Source organism: Crossiella cryophila, assembly GCF_014204915.1.
Classification (GTDB): Bacteria; Actinomycetota; Actinomycetes; order Mycobacteriales; family Pseudonocardiaceae; genus Crossiella; species Crossiella cryophila.
In genome coordinates this window covers 3,846,102-3,862,947 of the sequence record NZ_JACHMH010000001.1, presented here as the reverse complement: position 1 = coordinate 3,862,947, position 16,846 = coordinate 3,846,102, and the positions used below count along the sequence as shown (strand labels likewise).

Below are 16,846 nucleotides of genomic sequence, written 5' to 3'. Positions count from 1 at the left end.
AGCCCCTGCTCCGCGCTCTCCGAGGACGACGACTGATGACTGACGAACCGGGCGCGCGGAACGACGCCGCAGCCAAGCGGCGTGCGTTGATGCGCAAGCTCATGGCCAAAGCGGGCATCGCCGAGGACTCGTCGCCGGAACGCGTCGTCCCCCGGGACCGCTCGCAGCGCACCCCGCTGTCCTTCGCCCAGCAGAGCATGTGGGTGCACCAGCGGACATTCCCCCAGTCCACGACCTACAACGTGCCGTTGCTGATCACGCTGTCCGGCCCGGTGGACGTGCCGGCGCTGCACCGCGCGCTGCAGTCCCTCATCGACCGGCACGAGATCCTGCGCACCCGCTACCTGGCCGAGCCGGACGGGTCGGCGCACCAGGTGGTCACCGCGGACTACCGGGTCGGGTTGCCCGTGAGCGAACACACATCGCTGCCCGAGTCCGAATGGGCGGCCACCGGGCGCCAGGCGGCCGAGCGGCTGGCCGCGGTGCCCTACGACCTGTCCGCGGAGGAGTCGATCCGGCTGGCCCTGCTCCGCTTCGCCGAGCGGGAACTCGCGCTCATCCTGGTGGTGCACCACATCGCCTGGGACGGCGGCACCTGGGGCGTGCTCTCGCACGAGCTGTCCGCGCTGTACCGGGCCGAGGCCACCGGCGAGCCCAGCGGACTGCCCTCGATGGAGGTGCAGTTCGCCGACTACGCGGCCTGGGAACAGGCCCGCTGGCCTGCCGAGAGCACCGCCACCGACCTGGCGTACTGGCGTGAGCAGCTCACCCCCGTCCCGGAACCCCTTGACCTGCCTACGGATCAGCCGCGCGGCAAGGGCGGCTCCGAACGCGGTGGGCTGGTCGCGAAGTGGTTCGACCCGGCGATCGCGCACGGCCTGCGGGCGGTCGCGGCGAGCGAGAACGTCACCCCGTTCATGATCATGGTGGCCGCGTGTTCGGTGCTGTTGCGGCGCTACACCGGCGCGAGCGACATCCCGCTCGGCTCCGCGGTGATGGACCGTGGACACGCGCAGGCACAGAACCTGGTCGGCAACTTCGGCAACACCCTGGTGCTGCGCACGGACGTCTCCGGCGATCCGACCTTCCGCGAGCTGCTCGGGCAGGTGCGGCGCACCGCCACCGATGGCTTCGCGCACCAGGGCCTGCCCTTCGACAAGCTCATCGACGACCTCCGGCCGGAGCGACGGCGCGGGCACAACCCGCTCTTCGACGTGATGCTGCTGTTCTTGGCCCAGCGCATCGGCGGCCTGGACCTGCCCGGCATCCGGACCGACTGGGAGCACATCCGCAACGACGGGGCTCAGTTCGACCTGTGGCTGGAGGCGTTCCTGCGGCCGGACGGGCTGCTGGTGGAGGCCACCTACCGGCTGGACCTGTTCGAGGCGGACCGGATCACCCGGCTGCTCGAGCACCTTGAGCACCTGCTCGGCGCCGCACTGTCCACTCCGGACACTCCGATCAGCGCGCTGCCGTTGCTGCCCAACGAGGAACTGCTCGATCAGCTCGCCGAGTGGAACGACACCGAGCGGGCGACTCCGCAGGCCACGGTGGTGGACCGGTTCGAGGAGCAGGCCCGGCGCACCCCGGACGCGGTGGCGGTGCGTGGCGAGGACGGGTCCACGCTGAGCTACGCCGAGCTGGACCACCGGTCCGAGCGGCTGGCGGCGGCCTTGTGCGCCAAGGGGATCGGCGCGGAGTCGGTGGTGGCGTTACTGCTGCCGCGCACGCCCGACCTGGTGGTGGCGCTGCTCGGGGTGCTCAAGTCCGGCGCGGCCTACCTGCCGCTGGACGCCGACCACCCGGCCGACCGGCTGGCGTACATGATCACCGACGCGGGCGCGGCCTGCGTGCTCACCACGGCCGCGCTGGCCGAGCTGGCGCCGGGTCCGGACCGGCTGGTGCTGGACCAGCCGGGCTGGGACGCCTTCGGCGCGGAGCCGACCGGACGGCTGCTGCCGGGTCAGCTCGCCTACACCATCTACACCTCCGGCTCCACCGGCCGCCCCAAGGGCGTGGGCATCCCGCACTCGGCGCTGGCCAACTTCCTGTCCACAATGGACGAACTGAGCCCGCTGTCCGGGTCGGACCGGCTGCTCGCGGTGACCACCATCGCCTTCGACATCGCCGCGCTGGAGATCTACCTGCCGCTGGTCTCCGGCGCCCAGGTGGTGCTGGCCACCAAGGACACCGTGCGCGATCCGGCCCGGCTGGCCCGGCTGGCCACCGAGTCAGGGGCCACCGTCATCCAGGCCACGCCCTCGCTCTTCGGCGCGATCCTCGGCCAGGAACCGGGTTTCCTGCGTGAACTGCGGGTGCTGGTCGGCGGCGAGGCACTGCCCCCGGCCACCGCGGCCGAGCTGCGCGCGGCGGCGGCCAAGGTGATCAACGTGTACGGGCCGACCGAGGCCACCATCTGGGCGACCGCGGCCGAGGTGACCGGCGCGCCGGTGATCGGCAGGCCGTTCCACAACACCCAGGCCTACGTGCTGGACGACCGGCTGCGCCCGGTGCCCTTCGGCGTCACCGGCGAGCTGTACCTGGCGGGCGCCCAGCTCGCCCGCGGCTACGCCGGTCGGCCGGGGCTGTCCGCGGAACGCTTCACCGCCAACCCCTACGGCCCGGCGGGCAGCCGGATGTACCGCACCGGGGACCTGGCCCGCCGGCTGGCCGACGGCTCGCTGGACTGCCTGGGCCGGGTGGACGAGCAGGTCAAGATCCGCGGGTTCCGGGTGGAGCTGGGTGAGATCGAGGCCGCGCTGGCCGTCCAGCCCGAGGTCGCGCAGTGCGCGGTCGTGGTGCGGCACGGCCTGCCGGTGGCCTATTTCGTGCCGGTGGGCGAGGTCGACCTCGCCGGGCTGCGGGCCGCGGTGGCCGAGCGGGTGCCGGACTACATGGTGCCCGCGGCGTTCGTCACCCTGGACCGGCTGCCGGTGACGGTGAACGGCAAGCTGGACCGCCGCGCGCTGCCCGAACCCGACCTGGCCGCCCAGGTCTCCGGCCGTGGCCCGCGCACCGAGCGGGAACGCGTGCTGTGCGGGGTGTTCGCCGAGGTGCTCGGCCTGCCCGAGATCGGCATCGACGACGACTTCTTCGCCCTCGGCGGGCATTCGCTGCTGGTCACCAAGGTGATCGGCCGGGTGCGCGGCCTGTTGTCGGTGGAGCTGGACCTGCGCACGCTCTTCGACGCGCCCACCGTGGCCGAGCTGGCCGACCGGCTGCCCGCGGCCAGCACGACCCGGCTCGCGGTGCGCGGGGTGCACCGGCCCGATCCGGCCCCGGCCTCCTTCCCGCAGACCGGGATGTGGTTCGAGGAGAAGCTGCGCGGCCCGTCCACCTCCTACGGGCTGCCGCTGGGCGTGCGGGTGCGCGGACCGGTCGACCTGGACGCGCTGCGGGCCGCCTTCGGCGACGCGGTGGCCCGGCACGAGGCCCTGCGCACGCTGCTCACCGAAGGCCCGGACGGCCTTCCGGCGCAACGGGTCCTGTCCCCCGCGGAGGCGCGGACCCGGCTCGTCGTGTCCACTGTGGACGATCTGAGCACGGCGGCAGCGCACACCTTCCGGCTGGACACCGAGCTGCCGGTGCGGGTGAGCCTGGCCAGGGCCGGCGAGCAGGAGTGGGAGTTCGTGCTGCTGCTGCACCACACCGCCGCGGACGAGTGGTCCTTCGGGCCGCTGCTGGCCACCCTCGGCGAGGCCTACACCGCGAGGGCGGCGGGCCGGGAGCCGGTGTGGCCGGAGCCGCCGGTGCAGTACACCGACTTCGCGGTGTGGCAGCGGGAGATCCTCGGTTCCCGCGCCGAGGCGGACTCGGTGGCCAGTCGCCAGCTCGACTACTGGACACGCACCCTGGCCGGCGCCCCGGCGGAACTGAGCCTGCCCACCGACCGCCCGCGGCCAGCGGAGGCGAGTCACCGCGGCGGGCTGGTGCGGTTCCACCTGTCCCAGGAACTGCTCGCCGGGATGCGCGCGCTGTCGGCGAGCCACGGCGTCAGCGTGTTCATGGTGCTGCACGCCGCACTGGCCGCGCTGCTGCGCAAACTCGGCGCGGGCACCGACATCCCGCTGGGCTCGCCGATCACCGGCCGGGCCGACGCTGACCTGGAGTCCCTGGTCGGGCTGTTCGCCAACACCCTGGTGCTGCGCACCGACCTGTCCGGCGACCCGAGCTTCACCGAGCTGCTGGGCCGGGTGCGCGCGGCGGACCTGGACGCCTTCGCGCACGCCGACGTGCCCTTCGACTGGGTGGTGGAGCGGGTCGCGCCGGAGCGTTCGCTGTCCAGGCACCCGCTGTTCCAGGTGATGCTGATCCACCAGCGCGCCGACGACCTCGAACTCCAGCTGCCCGGACTGACCACCGAGCCGTTCCTGCCGGACACCGGCGGGGTCAAGTTCGACCTGGACCTGTACTTCACCGAGACCGCCACCGCCGGGGTGGACGGATTCGCGGTCTACGCCAAGGACCTCTTCGACCAGGACACCGTGCGCGGCCTGATCGACCGGCTGGAACTGCTGCTGCGGACCGCGCTGGCCGAGCCGGACCGTCCACTGTCCACTGTGGACATCATGTCCGCCGCCGAGCTGACCGCGGTGACCACCGGCGCCAACAACACCGCCGTCGACCGCACCGCACCCACCCCGGCCGCGTTGTTCGCCGCCCAGGTCGCACGCACCCCCGAGGCCACCGCGGTGCTCGCCGGGACCGAGACCCTGAGCTACGCCGAACTCGACCGCCGGGCCGAAGCCCTCGCGGACGCCCTCGCCGCCCAGGGCGCCGGACCGGAACAGGTGGTCGCGCTGGCCCTGCCGCGCACCGCCGAACTGGTGGTGGCGCTGCTGGCCATCGTCAAGACCGGCGCCGCCTACCTGCCCGTCGACCTGGGCTACCCGCGGGACCGGATCGAGCTGATGCTCGCCGACGCCCGGCCCGCGATCACGGTGTGCCGCCCCGAATTCGCCACCGAGTTCGGCCTGACCGGCACCTGCTCGCCGGATGCCACCGGACCCGCGCGGGCCGCGGTGGCCATCCAGGACGGGCACCCGGCCTACCTGGTGTTCACCTCCGGCTCCACCGGCCGCCCCAAGGCGGTCACCGGCACCCAGTCCGCGCTCGCCAACCGCCTGGACTGGGGACGCGAGCTGGCTGGCGGGGTGCGGATCGCGAAGAGTTCGCTGAGCTTCATCGACGGCTCCACCGAACTGCTCGGCGGCCTGGTCGCCGGGGACACCGTGGTGCTGGCCGACGACGCCGCGGTCAGCGATCCGGCCGCGCTGGTCGACCTGATCGACCGGCACGCGGTGGACCTGGTCACGGTGGTGCCCAGCCTGCTGACCGCGCTGCTGCGCACCGCGCCCGCGGACTCGCTCGGCTCGGTGCGCACCTGGATCACCAGTGGCGAGGCGCTCTCCGCCGAACTCGCCGAACAGGCCAGTACCCGCTGGCCGCGGGCGAAGCTGGTCAACCTCTACGGCTGCTCGGAGGCCGCCGGGGACAGTCTCGCCCAGGTCGGCAGCCTGGGCGCGGGGCCGGTGCCGATCGGCCTGCCGGTGGCCAACACCCAGGCCTACGTGCTGGACGAGGCGCTGCGCCCGGTGCCGCCCGGTGTGGCCGGTGAGCTGTACCTGGCCGGGCACGGCCTGGCCCGCGGCTACCTCGGCCAGCCCGGCCGGACCGCGGAACGCTTCCTGGCCAACCCCTACGGCCCGGCCGGATCCCGGCTCTACCGCACCGGCGACCGGGCCCGCCGCCGCCAGGACGGGGTGCTGGACTTCCTCGGCCGCGCGGACAGCCAGGTGAAGATCCGCGGTTTCCGGATCGAACCCGGTGAGGTCGAGGCCGCGCTGACCGCCGAACCCGAGGTGGACAAGGCCGTGGTGATCGCCCGCCCCGGCCCCGGCGGCGCACTCCGGCTGATCGGCTACCTGATCCCGGCGCCGGGCGCGCGGCCGGACCTGACCGCGCTGCGCGAGCGGCTGGCGGCCCGGCTGCCCGACTACCTGGTGCCCGCGCTGCTGGTCGAACTGGCCGAGTTCCCGAAGAACCCCAACGGAAAGCTCGACCGGACCAAGCTGCCCGACCCGGCCCCGGTCACCGCGACCAGCACCGAACCGGCCACCGAGACCGAGACCACCCTGGCCCGGCTGTTCGCCGAACAACTCGGCCTGGACCAGGTCGGCGTGCACGACAGCTTCTTCACCCTCGGCGGCGACAGCATCAGCGCCGCCCTGCTGGTGGCCAAGGCCAAGGAGGCCGGGCTGGCGCTGTCGGTGCGCGAGGTGTTCAAGCACCGCACGGTGGCCGCGCTGGCCAGGCAGTGCGCGCCGGCCGCGATCATCCCCGGCCCGGTCACCCCGCCGCCGCTGCTGCACTGGCTGCGGCAGAGCGACCTCGGCGTCAACGGCCTGCTGGTCCGCACCACCAGGGCGATCGAGGCCACCGAGGAAGCACTGCGGGCCGCCGCCGCGACCGTGCTCGCCCGGCACGAATCACTGCACCTGGTGGTCGACCCGAGCAACAAACGGTTGTGGCGCGCCGAGATCCAGCCCGGCGAACAAGACCTCACCGAGATCGACATCACCAGGGGCGCCACCCTCCGCCTGGAGCGGACCCCCGACGGCGTGACGCTGACCGGGCACGGCCTGGCCGTGGACCAGCCCTCCCTGGAGCTGATCGCGGACGAGATCACCGCCGTGCTCGCCGGGCAGACCCTGGCCCCGGCGCCGACCAGCTTCCGCGCCTGGACCGAACACCTGGCCGCCCAGGCCAACGAGGTGGCCACCGCGCTGCCGGAGTGGACCGCGGCGCTCCAGGAGACCGCCGACCCGATCCCAGCCGGGGCCCGCACGCCGGGCAGCGGCGGCCGGGTCAGCCAGACCGTGCGGGCCGACCCGGCCGCGGTGGACGCCGCGTTCGTCGAGGCCCTGCGCACCTGGTCCGGCGGCACCGGATCCCGGCTGCGGATCGACCACGAGGTCGACCCGCGCACCAGCGCCAAATCCCCGGCCGGGGACCTCTCCGGCACGGTCGGCCCGCTGAGCCACCGGCACCCGTTCGCCTTCACCGCCGCCCCGGCGCCGCGGGCCGAGACCGAACTGGAGCTGCGCTACTGGGCCGACCGCGGCCACGAGTTCGGCCTGCTCCGGCACGCCAGCCGGGCCGGGGCCAAGGCGTTGCGCGACCACCGGGACGCCGCCGTGCTGCTGCGGGCAGGCGCCCCCGACCCGCTGCTCCCGGCCGGGCGCACGATCGTGGCCACCCGGCAGGTCCGGGCCGACGGCGTGCTGCTCGACCTCCAGTTCTCCCCCGACCTCGACCCGGCGGCCGCCAGCGCGCTGCTCGGGCTGTGGACGGCCGCAGTGACCGCACCAGCAGAATCGGAGCCGAAGAGTTGAGCGCATCATCCGGTCAGATCCACCTCGCCGAGACCCCGGCGGCCGCCTGGCTGGCTGAGGCGTTCACCGGGACCGCGGCGCCCGCGCTGCGCCTGGTCGCCGGGCCGTCGGACACCGGGCCGGCGGCCGTGCAGGCCGCCGTGCGCGCCGTCATCGAGGCGCACGAGGTGCTGCGGCACCGCGGCGAACTGCGCTGGGGCGGCACCGGCGCCTCGGTCGGTGAGCTGAAGCGGCACACCGCCGGGCTGCTCGACGCCGACGCCGCACTGGCCGCGGCCTGGGTGGACCGCGGCGCCGAACGGGACGGGCTGCTGGTGGTGGCCGCGCACGCCGCCGACGTGGACGGCGAGGGCTGGGCGGTGCTGGTCGCCGACCTGCGCGCCGCACTCGCCGGTGGCACGCCCAGCACCTCCGGCACCGGGGAATACCTGTCCGCGCTGGACACCCTGGCCCGCGACCCCGGGCTGGCCGACCGGGTCGAGCCCTGGCTGGAACTGGCCGACCGGGTGGACGAGCTGGACCTGGACTCCCCATGGGCCAGCGACGGCGAGACCGGCGGGCCGCAGCTGCGGGCCGAGCGGATCCTGCCGCTGAACGAGGTCGCCACCGCCGAGGGCCTGCGCGCGCGAGTGCTGCTCAGCCTGGTGCCACAGCTCGGCGCCACCAACGGTCTGCTGCTCGACGTCAGCGAGTCCGACCGGGACCGCCCCGGCGTGCTGGGCAACCTGCGCCGGGTGTTCCCGGTGCTGTTCGGCCCGGCCGAACTGTCCGATGTGGACGGTGCGGGGACGGCAGCGGTGGCCGCGACCGACACCGCGGCCACCGAGTTCGGCGTGGCCAAGTACCTCAGCGGCAGCACCTCGGCCACCTTCGCCGACCTGGTGGAGGCCGCGATCCTGCTCGAGTACGGCGTCACCGACCTCGGCGACGACCCCGAACCCGGCCTCGGCGAACCGGCCGAGGAGGCCGAAACCCGTTACCTGCTGCGGATCGGCGCCTGGTTCGACCGCAACAGCGAACGCGTGCGCCTCACCCTGTCCTGGGACCCGGCCGCGCTGCCCGAACTGGACGCCGACACCCTGCTCACCGCCTGGGGCCAGGCGTTGCGCGCACACGAGCCCGCCGCCGCGCCCGCCCCCGCCCGCGCGCTGCCGCCGGGCGCGATCGAGGCGCTGCCGCTGTCCCCGTTGCAGGAGGGCCTGCTCTTCCACCTGATGCTCGACGGCGCCGAGCGCGACATCTACGTGCAGCAGGCCGTGCTGCACCTGGGCGGCACCCTCGACCCGGACCGCTTCCGGGAGGCGGTCCGGCTGGCCCTGGCCAAGTACCCCAACCTGGTCGCCGGGTTCGCCACCGCCGACGACGCCCCGCCGGTGCAGTTCATCCCCGGCGAGTTCGAGCTGCCCTTCGACTACGTTGATCTGTCCACACAGGACGAATCCGCGTTCGACGACTTCGTGGCCGGACAGCGGGCCAGGCCCTTCCACGCCGACCGGCCGCCGCTGATCCGCTTCGGCCTGGCCACCGTGGCCCCCGGCGCGCACCGGCTGGTGATGACCTCCGAACTGATCCTGCTCGACGGCTGGTCCGGCGGTCTGCTGCTGAGCAGCCTGCTGGAGTTCTACACCGACCCGGCCGCCGAGCACGCCCGGCCGACCACCCCGTTCCGGGACTACCTGCGCTGGCTCACCGCGCAGGACCACGAGCAGGCCCGCGCGGCCTGGCGGCGCAACCTGGACGGCCTGGCCGAACCCACCCTGCTGGTCGCGGGCACGGACAGCCGGGCGGTCGATGTCACCGCCGCCGACGAGATCCACCTGGAACTACCCGCCGACCTGGCCACCAGGCTGGCACACCGGATGCGTGAGTCCGGGATCACGGCCAGCACCCTGTACGAGACCGCGTGGGCGATGCTGCTGGGCAGGCTCACCGGCCGGGACGACGTGGTCTTCGGCGCCTCGGTCTCCGGCCGCCACCCCGACGTGGCAGGCGTGGAGACCACGGTCGGCCTGCTGTTCAACACCGTGCCGGTGCGCGTCCGGCTCGGCGCGGCCGACGCACTGGACACCGTGCTGCGCCGGGTCCAGGAGGAACAGGCCGACCTCTTCGACTACCCCTACCTCGGCCTCACCGACGTGCAGGCGCTGGCCGGGATCGGCACCCTGTTCGACACCCTGTTCGTCTTCCAGAACTTCCCGCGCCCGTCCAAGGAACGCGCCTTCGGCCCGGACGGCTCGCTGCGGGTGCTCGAACACGAGGTCCTGGACGCCACGCACTACCCGGTCACCATGGTGGTCAACCCCGGTGTGCGGACCGAACTCCGGGTGATGTTCCACCAGGACGTGTTCAGCCGCACCGAGATCGAGCGGCTCCTCGAACGCTACCTGCGCATCCTCACCGCGCTCGCCGACACCCCGGCGGCCTCCTGCGCCGCGGTGGACGTGCTGGTCGGCGACGAGCCCGCGCTGCTGCGCCAGGGCTGGGACAGCACCGCCAACCCGGTGCCGGACATCACCATCGCGGACATGCTGGAACAGCAGGCCGCCCGCACCCCCGAGGCGACCGCGCTGGTCTTCGGGCAGGTCACGCACACCTACGCGGAGCTGAACGAGCGCGCCAACCGGATCGCCCGCTGGCTGGTCCGGCACGGCGCCGGGCCGGAAACCGTGGTGGCCCTTGGCCTGCCGCGCTCCAGTGACATGGTGGCCGCGTTGTTCGCGGTACTCAAGACCGGCGCCGCCTACCTGCCCCTTGACCTGGACTACCCGGCCGACCGGCTGGAGTTCATGCTCACCGACACCGTGCCGCTCTGCGTTCTGTCCACTGTGGACGTCGACCCGACGCTGCCGCACACCGAGGTCCCGCACGTCCTGCTGGACTCCGCCGAGATCGCCGCCGAACTGGACTCCCTGCCCGGCAACGATCTCGCCGACGCCGAACGCCGCGGCTTCAACCGCACCGACGCCTGGCGGCTGGAACACCCGGCCTACGTCATCTACACCTCCGGCTCCACCGGCAAGCCCAAGGGCGTGGCCACGCCGTACCGCGGCCTGACCAACATGCAGTTCAACCACCGGGTGGCCATCTTCGACCCGGTGGTCGAGCAGGCCGGGCGGCGGCTGCGGATCGCGCACACCGTGTCCTTCTCCTTCGACATGTCCTGGGAAGAACTCCTGTGGCTGGTCGAGGGCCACGAGGTGCACGTGCTCACCGAGGACATGCGCCGGGACGCCCTGGCGCTGACCGCCTACTGCGACAAGCACGCCATCGACGTCATCAACGTCACCCCCACCTACTGCCAGCAGCTCATCGACAACGGGCTGCTGGAGGAGAACCCCGGCCACCGCCCCGTTCTGGTGCTGCTCGGCGGCGAGGCCGTGTCCGAACAGGTCTGGTCCGCCCTGCGCGACACCCCCGGCGTGCTCGGCTACAACCTTTACGGCCCAACCGAATACACCATCAACACCCTGGGCGGCGGCACCGAGGACAGCGCCACCTCCACGGTCGGCAAGGCCATCTGGAACACCCGCGCCTACATCCTGGACGCCTACCTGCGGCCCGTGCCGGTCGGCGTGCCCGGTGAGCTGTACATCTCCGGCGTCGGCCTGGCCCGCGGCTACCTCAAGCGCCCCAGCCTCACCGCCGACCGCTTCATCGCCGACCCCTACGGCACCACCGGCGAACGCATGTACCGCACCGGCGACCTGGTCCGGGAACGTCAGGACGGCAACCTGGACTTCCTCGGCCGCACCGACGACCAGGTCAAGATCCGCGGCTACCGGGTGGAGATCGGCGAGGTGGAGAGCGCCCTGGCCGCGCACCCCGAGGTCGCCCAGGCCGCGGTCATCGCCGCCGACACCGATCTGCCTGGGGTGAAACGACTTCTCGGCTACCTGGTGCCCGCCGAGGTCAGCGGGGAGGAGGCCCGCTCGGAGGTCGAGGCCGAGCAGATCGCCGAGTGGAACCAGATCTACAGCGACGAGTACACCGAGATCCCCACCGCGGTCTTCGACGAGGACTACGCGGGCTGGGACAGCAGCTACGACGGCGACCCCATCCCGTTCACCGACATGAGCGAGTGGCGGGCCGCCACCCTGGACCGCATCCGCGAGCTGAAGCCCAAGCGGCTGCTGGAGATCGGCGTCGGCACCGGCCTGCTGCTCTCCGGCCTGGCCAGGGACACCGAGTCCTACTGGGCCTGCGACTTCGCCGCCCCGGTCATCGACAAACTCGGCCGCGACCTGCAAGCCGACCCGGAACTGGCCGCCAAGATCGAGCTGAGCTGCCGTCCCGCGCACGACACCGACGGCCTGCCTGCCGGGCACTTCGACACCATCGTGATCAACTCGGTGATCCAGTACTTCCCGAACATCGACTACCTCACCGAGGTCATCGGCAAGGCACTGGACCTGCTCGCCCCCGGCGGCGCGCTGTTCGTCGGCGACGTGCGCAACCTGCGACTGGCCCGCACCTTCCACACCGCCATCCAGCTCGGCCGCGCCGACGAACGCACCGAGGACGCCGCGCTGCGCAAGGCGATCGAACGCGCGGTGCTGCTGGAGAAGGAACTCCTGGTCGACCCGGACTACTTCACCGCCCTCGGCGACCACCTGCCCACCCTCGCGGGCGTTGACCTGCGGATCAAGCGCGGGCACATGCACAACGAGCTGTCCCGGCACCGCTACGACGTGGTGCTGCGCAAGGCAGGCGCGGACGCACTGTCCCTTGTGGACGGTCCGTCGCTGCCGTGGGACGGCGCGCTCGACCTGGCCACCCGGCTGGCCGAACGCCCGGACTCGCTGCGCATCACCCGCATCCCCAACGCCCGGCTCACCGCCGAGGTCGCCGCGCAACGCGCACTGGAGGCCGGTTCCCCGGTCACCGGCGCGCGCAGCCTGCTCAACCCGGCGACCGGCGTGGGCATCGAACCCGAGGCGCTGCACGAGCTGGCCGACCAGTCCGGGCACCGGCTGCTGCTCACCTGGTCCGACACCACCGACGGCAGCTACGACGCGGTGTTCACCCTGGCCCAGGACGAGATCCTGCTCAACGCCTACGCCCCCACCAGGGCCCGCAACTCCGCACTGTCCGGCTACGCCAACAACCCCTCCGCGGCCCGCGACAACACCGGCCTGGTGGCCAGGGTCCGCGACCACCTCAAGGCCGTGCTGCCCGACTACATGGTGCCGGCCGCGCTGGTCACCATGGAACGACTCCCGTTGACCACCAACGGAAAGCTCGACCGGCGTGCCCTGCCCAGCCCCGACCTCGCGGCCGGCGCGGGCGGCGGACGGCCACCGGCCAACCCCACCGAGGAAGCCCTGTGCGAGCTGTTCGCCCAGGTGCTCGGCGTGCCCAAGGTCGGCGTGGCGGACAACTTCTTCGACCTGGGCGGGCACTCGCTGCTGGCCGCCCGGCTGATCGGCAAGGCCCGCACCGGACTCGACGTGGACCTGGCCATCCGGGACCTGTTCACCTGCCCCACCGTGGCCGAACTGGCCGCCAAGGCCCTGGACAGCGCGCCCGCCATCGCCCAGCCCGTGCTCACCGCGGGCGCCCGCCCCGAGCGGATCCCGCTCTCCTTCGCCCAGCAACGGCTCTGGCTGCTCGACCAGATGGACACCGCCGGCTCGGCCTACACCGTGCCCACCGGCGTCCGGCTGCACGGCGAACTGGACCTGCCTGCCCTGCGCGCGGCCTTCGCCGACGTGCTGGCCAGGCACGAGAGCCTGCGCACGGTGATCGAGACCCACGAAGGCCTGCCCTACCAGCGGATCCGGCCCATCGAGGACAGCACCCCCGAGGTCACCGTGACCGCGGTGGCCGAGGCCGAACTCGACGCCGCGGTGGCCGCCGCCATCGCGGTGCCCTTCGACCTGGCCGCCGACCACCCGGTCCGGCTGGCCGTGCTCACCCTCGGCCCGGCCGATTGTGTGCTGCTGGCCGTGTTCCACCACATCGCCTTCGACGAGTGGTCACTGCGGCCCTTCGTCGAGGACCTCACCGCCGCCTACGCCGCCCGGCACGAAGGCCACGCCCCGGAGCTGACCCCGCTGCCGGTGCAGTACGCGGACTACGCGCTCTGGCAGCGCGCCCTGCTCGGCGCGCCGGGTGACCCGAAGAGCCTGCAGGCCAAGCAGTTGACCTACTGGCGGCAGGAACTGGACGGCATCCCCGAGGAGCTGTCCCTGCCCACCGACCGGCCCCGGCCCGCGGTGGCCAGCTTCCGCGGCGAGACCATCCAGCGGGAGATCAGCCCGGACCTGGCGGTGCGGTTGCGGCAGCTCGCCCGCACCCAGGACGCCACCGTGTTCATGCTGTTCCAGACCGCGGTCGCGGCGCTGCTGCACCGGCTCGGCGCCGGTACCGACATCCCGCTGGGCAGCCCGGTGGCCGGCCGGGACGAGGAGCAGCTCAACGACCTGATCGGCTTCTTCGTCAACACCCTGGTCATCAGGGCCGACGTCAGCGGCAACCCCAGCTTCACCGAGCTGCTGGACCGGGTCCGGCGCACCGACCTGGCCGGGCTCAGCCACGCCGACGTGCCCTTCGAGCGCCTGGTCGAAACGCTCAACCCGACCCGGACGCTCTCCCGCAACCCGCTGTTCCAGGTGATGGTCGGCTACCAGAACCAGGGCACCGGCTCGGCCGTCTTCCCCGGCCTGACCCTCACCGAGGGCCGGTTCGACCCGCCGACCGCCAAGTTCGACCTGGACTTCGTGCTGCGCGACTACGGCACGGACACCGACGGCATGGGCCTGGACGTGGAGTACGCGGCCGACCTGTTCGACTGGACCACCGCGGCCGGTCTGCTGGACCGGCTGCTCGACCTGCTCGAACAGGCCGCGGCCCGGCCGGACGTGCGGATGGCCGAACTGGACGTGCTCGGCGCGGCCGGGGCCCGCCTGGACGCCTGGAACCGGACCGAACGCGAGATCCCCGCGGTCACCATCGCCGACCTGCTCGAACAGCAGGCCGCCCGCACCCCGGACGCGCCCGCCCTCCTCGCCAACCCGGACCTGCCCGGTGAGATCCGCTGGAACTACACCGAGCTGAACGAGCGCGCCAACCGGATCGCCCGGCTGCTCATCAGCCGCGGCGCGGGGCCGGAAACCGTGGTGGCCCTTGGCCTGCCGCGCTCGGCGGACATGGTGGCCACCCTGTTCGCGGTGCTCAAGACCGGCGCCGCCTACCTGCCCCTTGACCTGGACTACCCGGCCGAGCGGCTGGCCTTCATGCTCGCCGACGCCAAGGCCGTCTGCCTGGTCAGCACCACCGAGGTCGCCGCCACCCTGCCCGCGTCCCCGGCCCCGACGGTGCTGCTCGACGCGGCCACGGCGGAGCTGGATGCCTTGTCCGGCAACGATCTCGCCGACGCCGAACGCCTCGGCTTCAACCGCACCGACCCACATCGCCTGGAGCACCCGGCCTACGTCATCTACACCTCCGGCTCCACCGGCAAACCCAAGGGCGTGGTCACCCCCTACCGCGGCCTGACCAACATGCAGTTCAACCACCGCGCCGAGATCTTCGACCCGGTGGTGGCCGAGGCCGGACGGCGGCTGCGCATCGCGCACACCGTGTCCTTCTCCTTCGACATGTCCTGGGAAGAACTGCTCTGGCTGGTCGAGGGCCACGAGGTGCACGTCTGCGACGAGGAACTGCGCCGCGACGCCGAAGCCCTCACCGCCTACTGCGACCAGCACCGGATCGACGTCATCAACGTGACGCCGACCTACTGCCAGCAGCTCATCGACAACGGCCTGCTCAACCAGAACCCCGGCCACCGCCCCGTTCTGGTGCTGCTCGGCGGCGAGGCCGTGTCCAACCAGGTGTGGGAAACGCTGCGGGACACCCCCGGCGTGCTCGGCTACAACCTTTACGGCCCAACCGAATACACCATCAACACCCTCGGCGGCGGCACCACCGACCGGGACACCCCCACCGTCGGCCGCCCGATCTTCAACACCACCGCGCACGTGCTCGACGAGTACCTGCGCCCGGTCCCGCCCGGCGTGGCCGGCGAGCTGTACATCGCCGGGATCGGCCTGGCCCGCGGCTACCTGGACCGGGCCGCGCTGACCGCGGACCGCTTCATCGCCAACCCCTTCGGCGTGCCCGGCGACCGGCTCTACCGCACCGGCGACCTGGTGCGCTGGTGCGCCGACGGCACGATCGACTACCTGGGCCGCACCGACGACCAGGTCAAGATCCGCGGCTACCGGGTGGAGATCGGCGAGATCGACACCACCCTGGCCGAACACCCCGGCGTCCGGCAGGTCGCGGTGATCGCCGCCGACACCGACCTGCAGGGCGTCAAACTGCTGGTCGCCTACGTGGTGGGCGCGGCAACCGAGGAGGAGCTGCGCGAGTGGGCCGGGCAGCGACTGCCCGGGTACATGGTGCCCTCGGCGTTCGTGACCGTGGACGCGCTGCCGCTGACCGTCAACGGCAAGCTCGACCGGGCCGCGCTGCCAGCCCCCGACCTGGGCGCCAGGGTGTCCAGCCGGGGACCGCGCACCGAGCGGGAAGCCGTGCTGTGCCAGGTCTTCGCCGAGGTGCTCGGCGTGCCGAGGGTCGGCGTCGACGACAGCTTCTTCGAGCTGGGCGGCCACTCACTGCTGGCCATGCAACTGGTCAGCCGGATCCGCCTCAGTGGCATCGAGGGCGTCTCGGTCGGCGCGGTGATGGCCGCCCCGACCGTGGCCGCACTGGCCGACCGGCTCGGGTCCACCGACGGGTCCGACCCGGCACTGGCCCCGCTACTGGCCCTGCACCCCGAGGGCGCGAAGCCGCCGCTGTTCGCCATCCACCCCGGCTTCGGCCTGGCCTGGCCCTACGCCGCGCTGGTGCCGCACCTGGACGAGGACCGGCCGCTCTACGGCCTGCAGTCCCCGGTGGTGACCGGCGAGGAGGTGTCCAGCTTCGACTCACTCGCCCGCGAGCACCTGCGCCGGATCCGGACCGTGCAGCCCAGCGGGCCGTACCACCTGCTCGGCTGGTCCTTCGGCGGTCAGCTCGCGCACGCCATCGCCGGCCTGCTCCAGGCCGAGGGCGAGGAGGTCGCCCTGCTCGCGGTGCTGGACGCCCAGCCCGCCGACCCGGCGCTGCCCGCGGACGAACCACTCTCCGCCGAGCAGATCAGGGACCGCCTGCGCCTGAGCGCCGACGAGCAGACCACCGAGGCACTCGTCCGGGCCTGGACCGCACACGACCGGCTGCTGCCGCAGACCGGCTACCCGGTCTACACCGGACCGCTGGTGTTGTTCAGCGCCAAGGGATCCACCGGCACCGGCGCGGCGAACTGGACCGCACTGGCCACCGGCCGGATCGAGGACCAGGAGCTGCCGCACGCCCACGACGAGCTGCTCTCCCCGGACGCGGTCGCCGCGTTCGGGCCCGCGCTCACCGCCGCACTGGGCCGGAACGGGGCTGGGCAAGTGCAGTAATTC

General features: G+C 72.9%; 2 protein-coding genes. Both read left to right on the top strand.

Translation table 11 applies throughout. The features are described from left to right. Window positions 1–35 precede the first annotated feature (35 nt). Window positions 36–7,394, top strand: a complete 7,359-nt coding sequence (locus tag HNR67_RS17320; protein ID WP_185003294.1) for a non-ribosomal peptide synthetase — start codon at window positions 36–38, stop codon at window positions 7,392–7,394. Continuing rightward, window positions 7,391–16,843, top strand: coding sequence for an amino acid adenylation domain-containing protein (locus HNR67_RS17315; RefSeq protein ID WP_185003293.1), 9,453 nt, complete (start codon window positions 7,391–7,393; stop codon window positions 16,841–16,843). Before HNR67_RS17320 ends, HNR67_RS17315 begins: the two co-directional genes overlap by 4 nt. The last annotated feature ends 3 nt before the right edge of the window (window positions 16,844–16,846 follow it).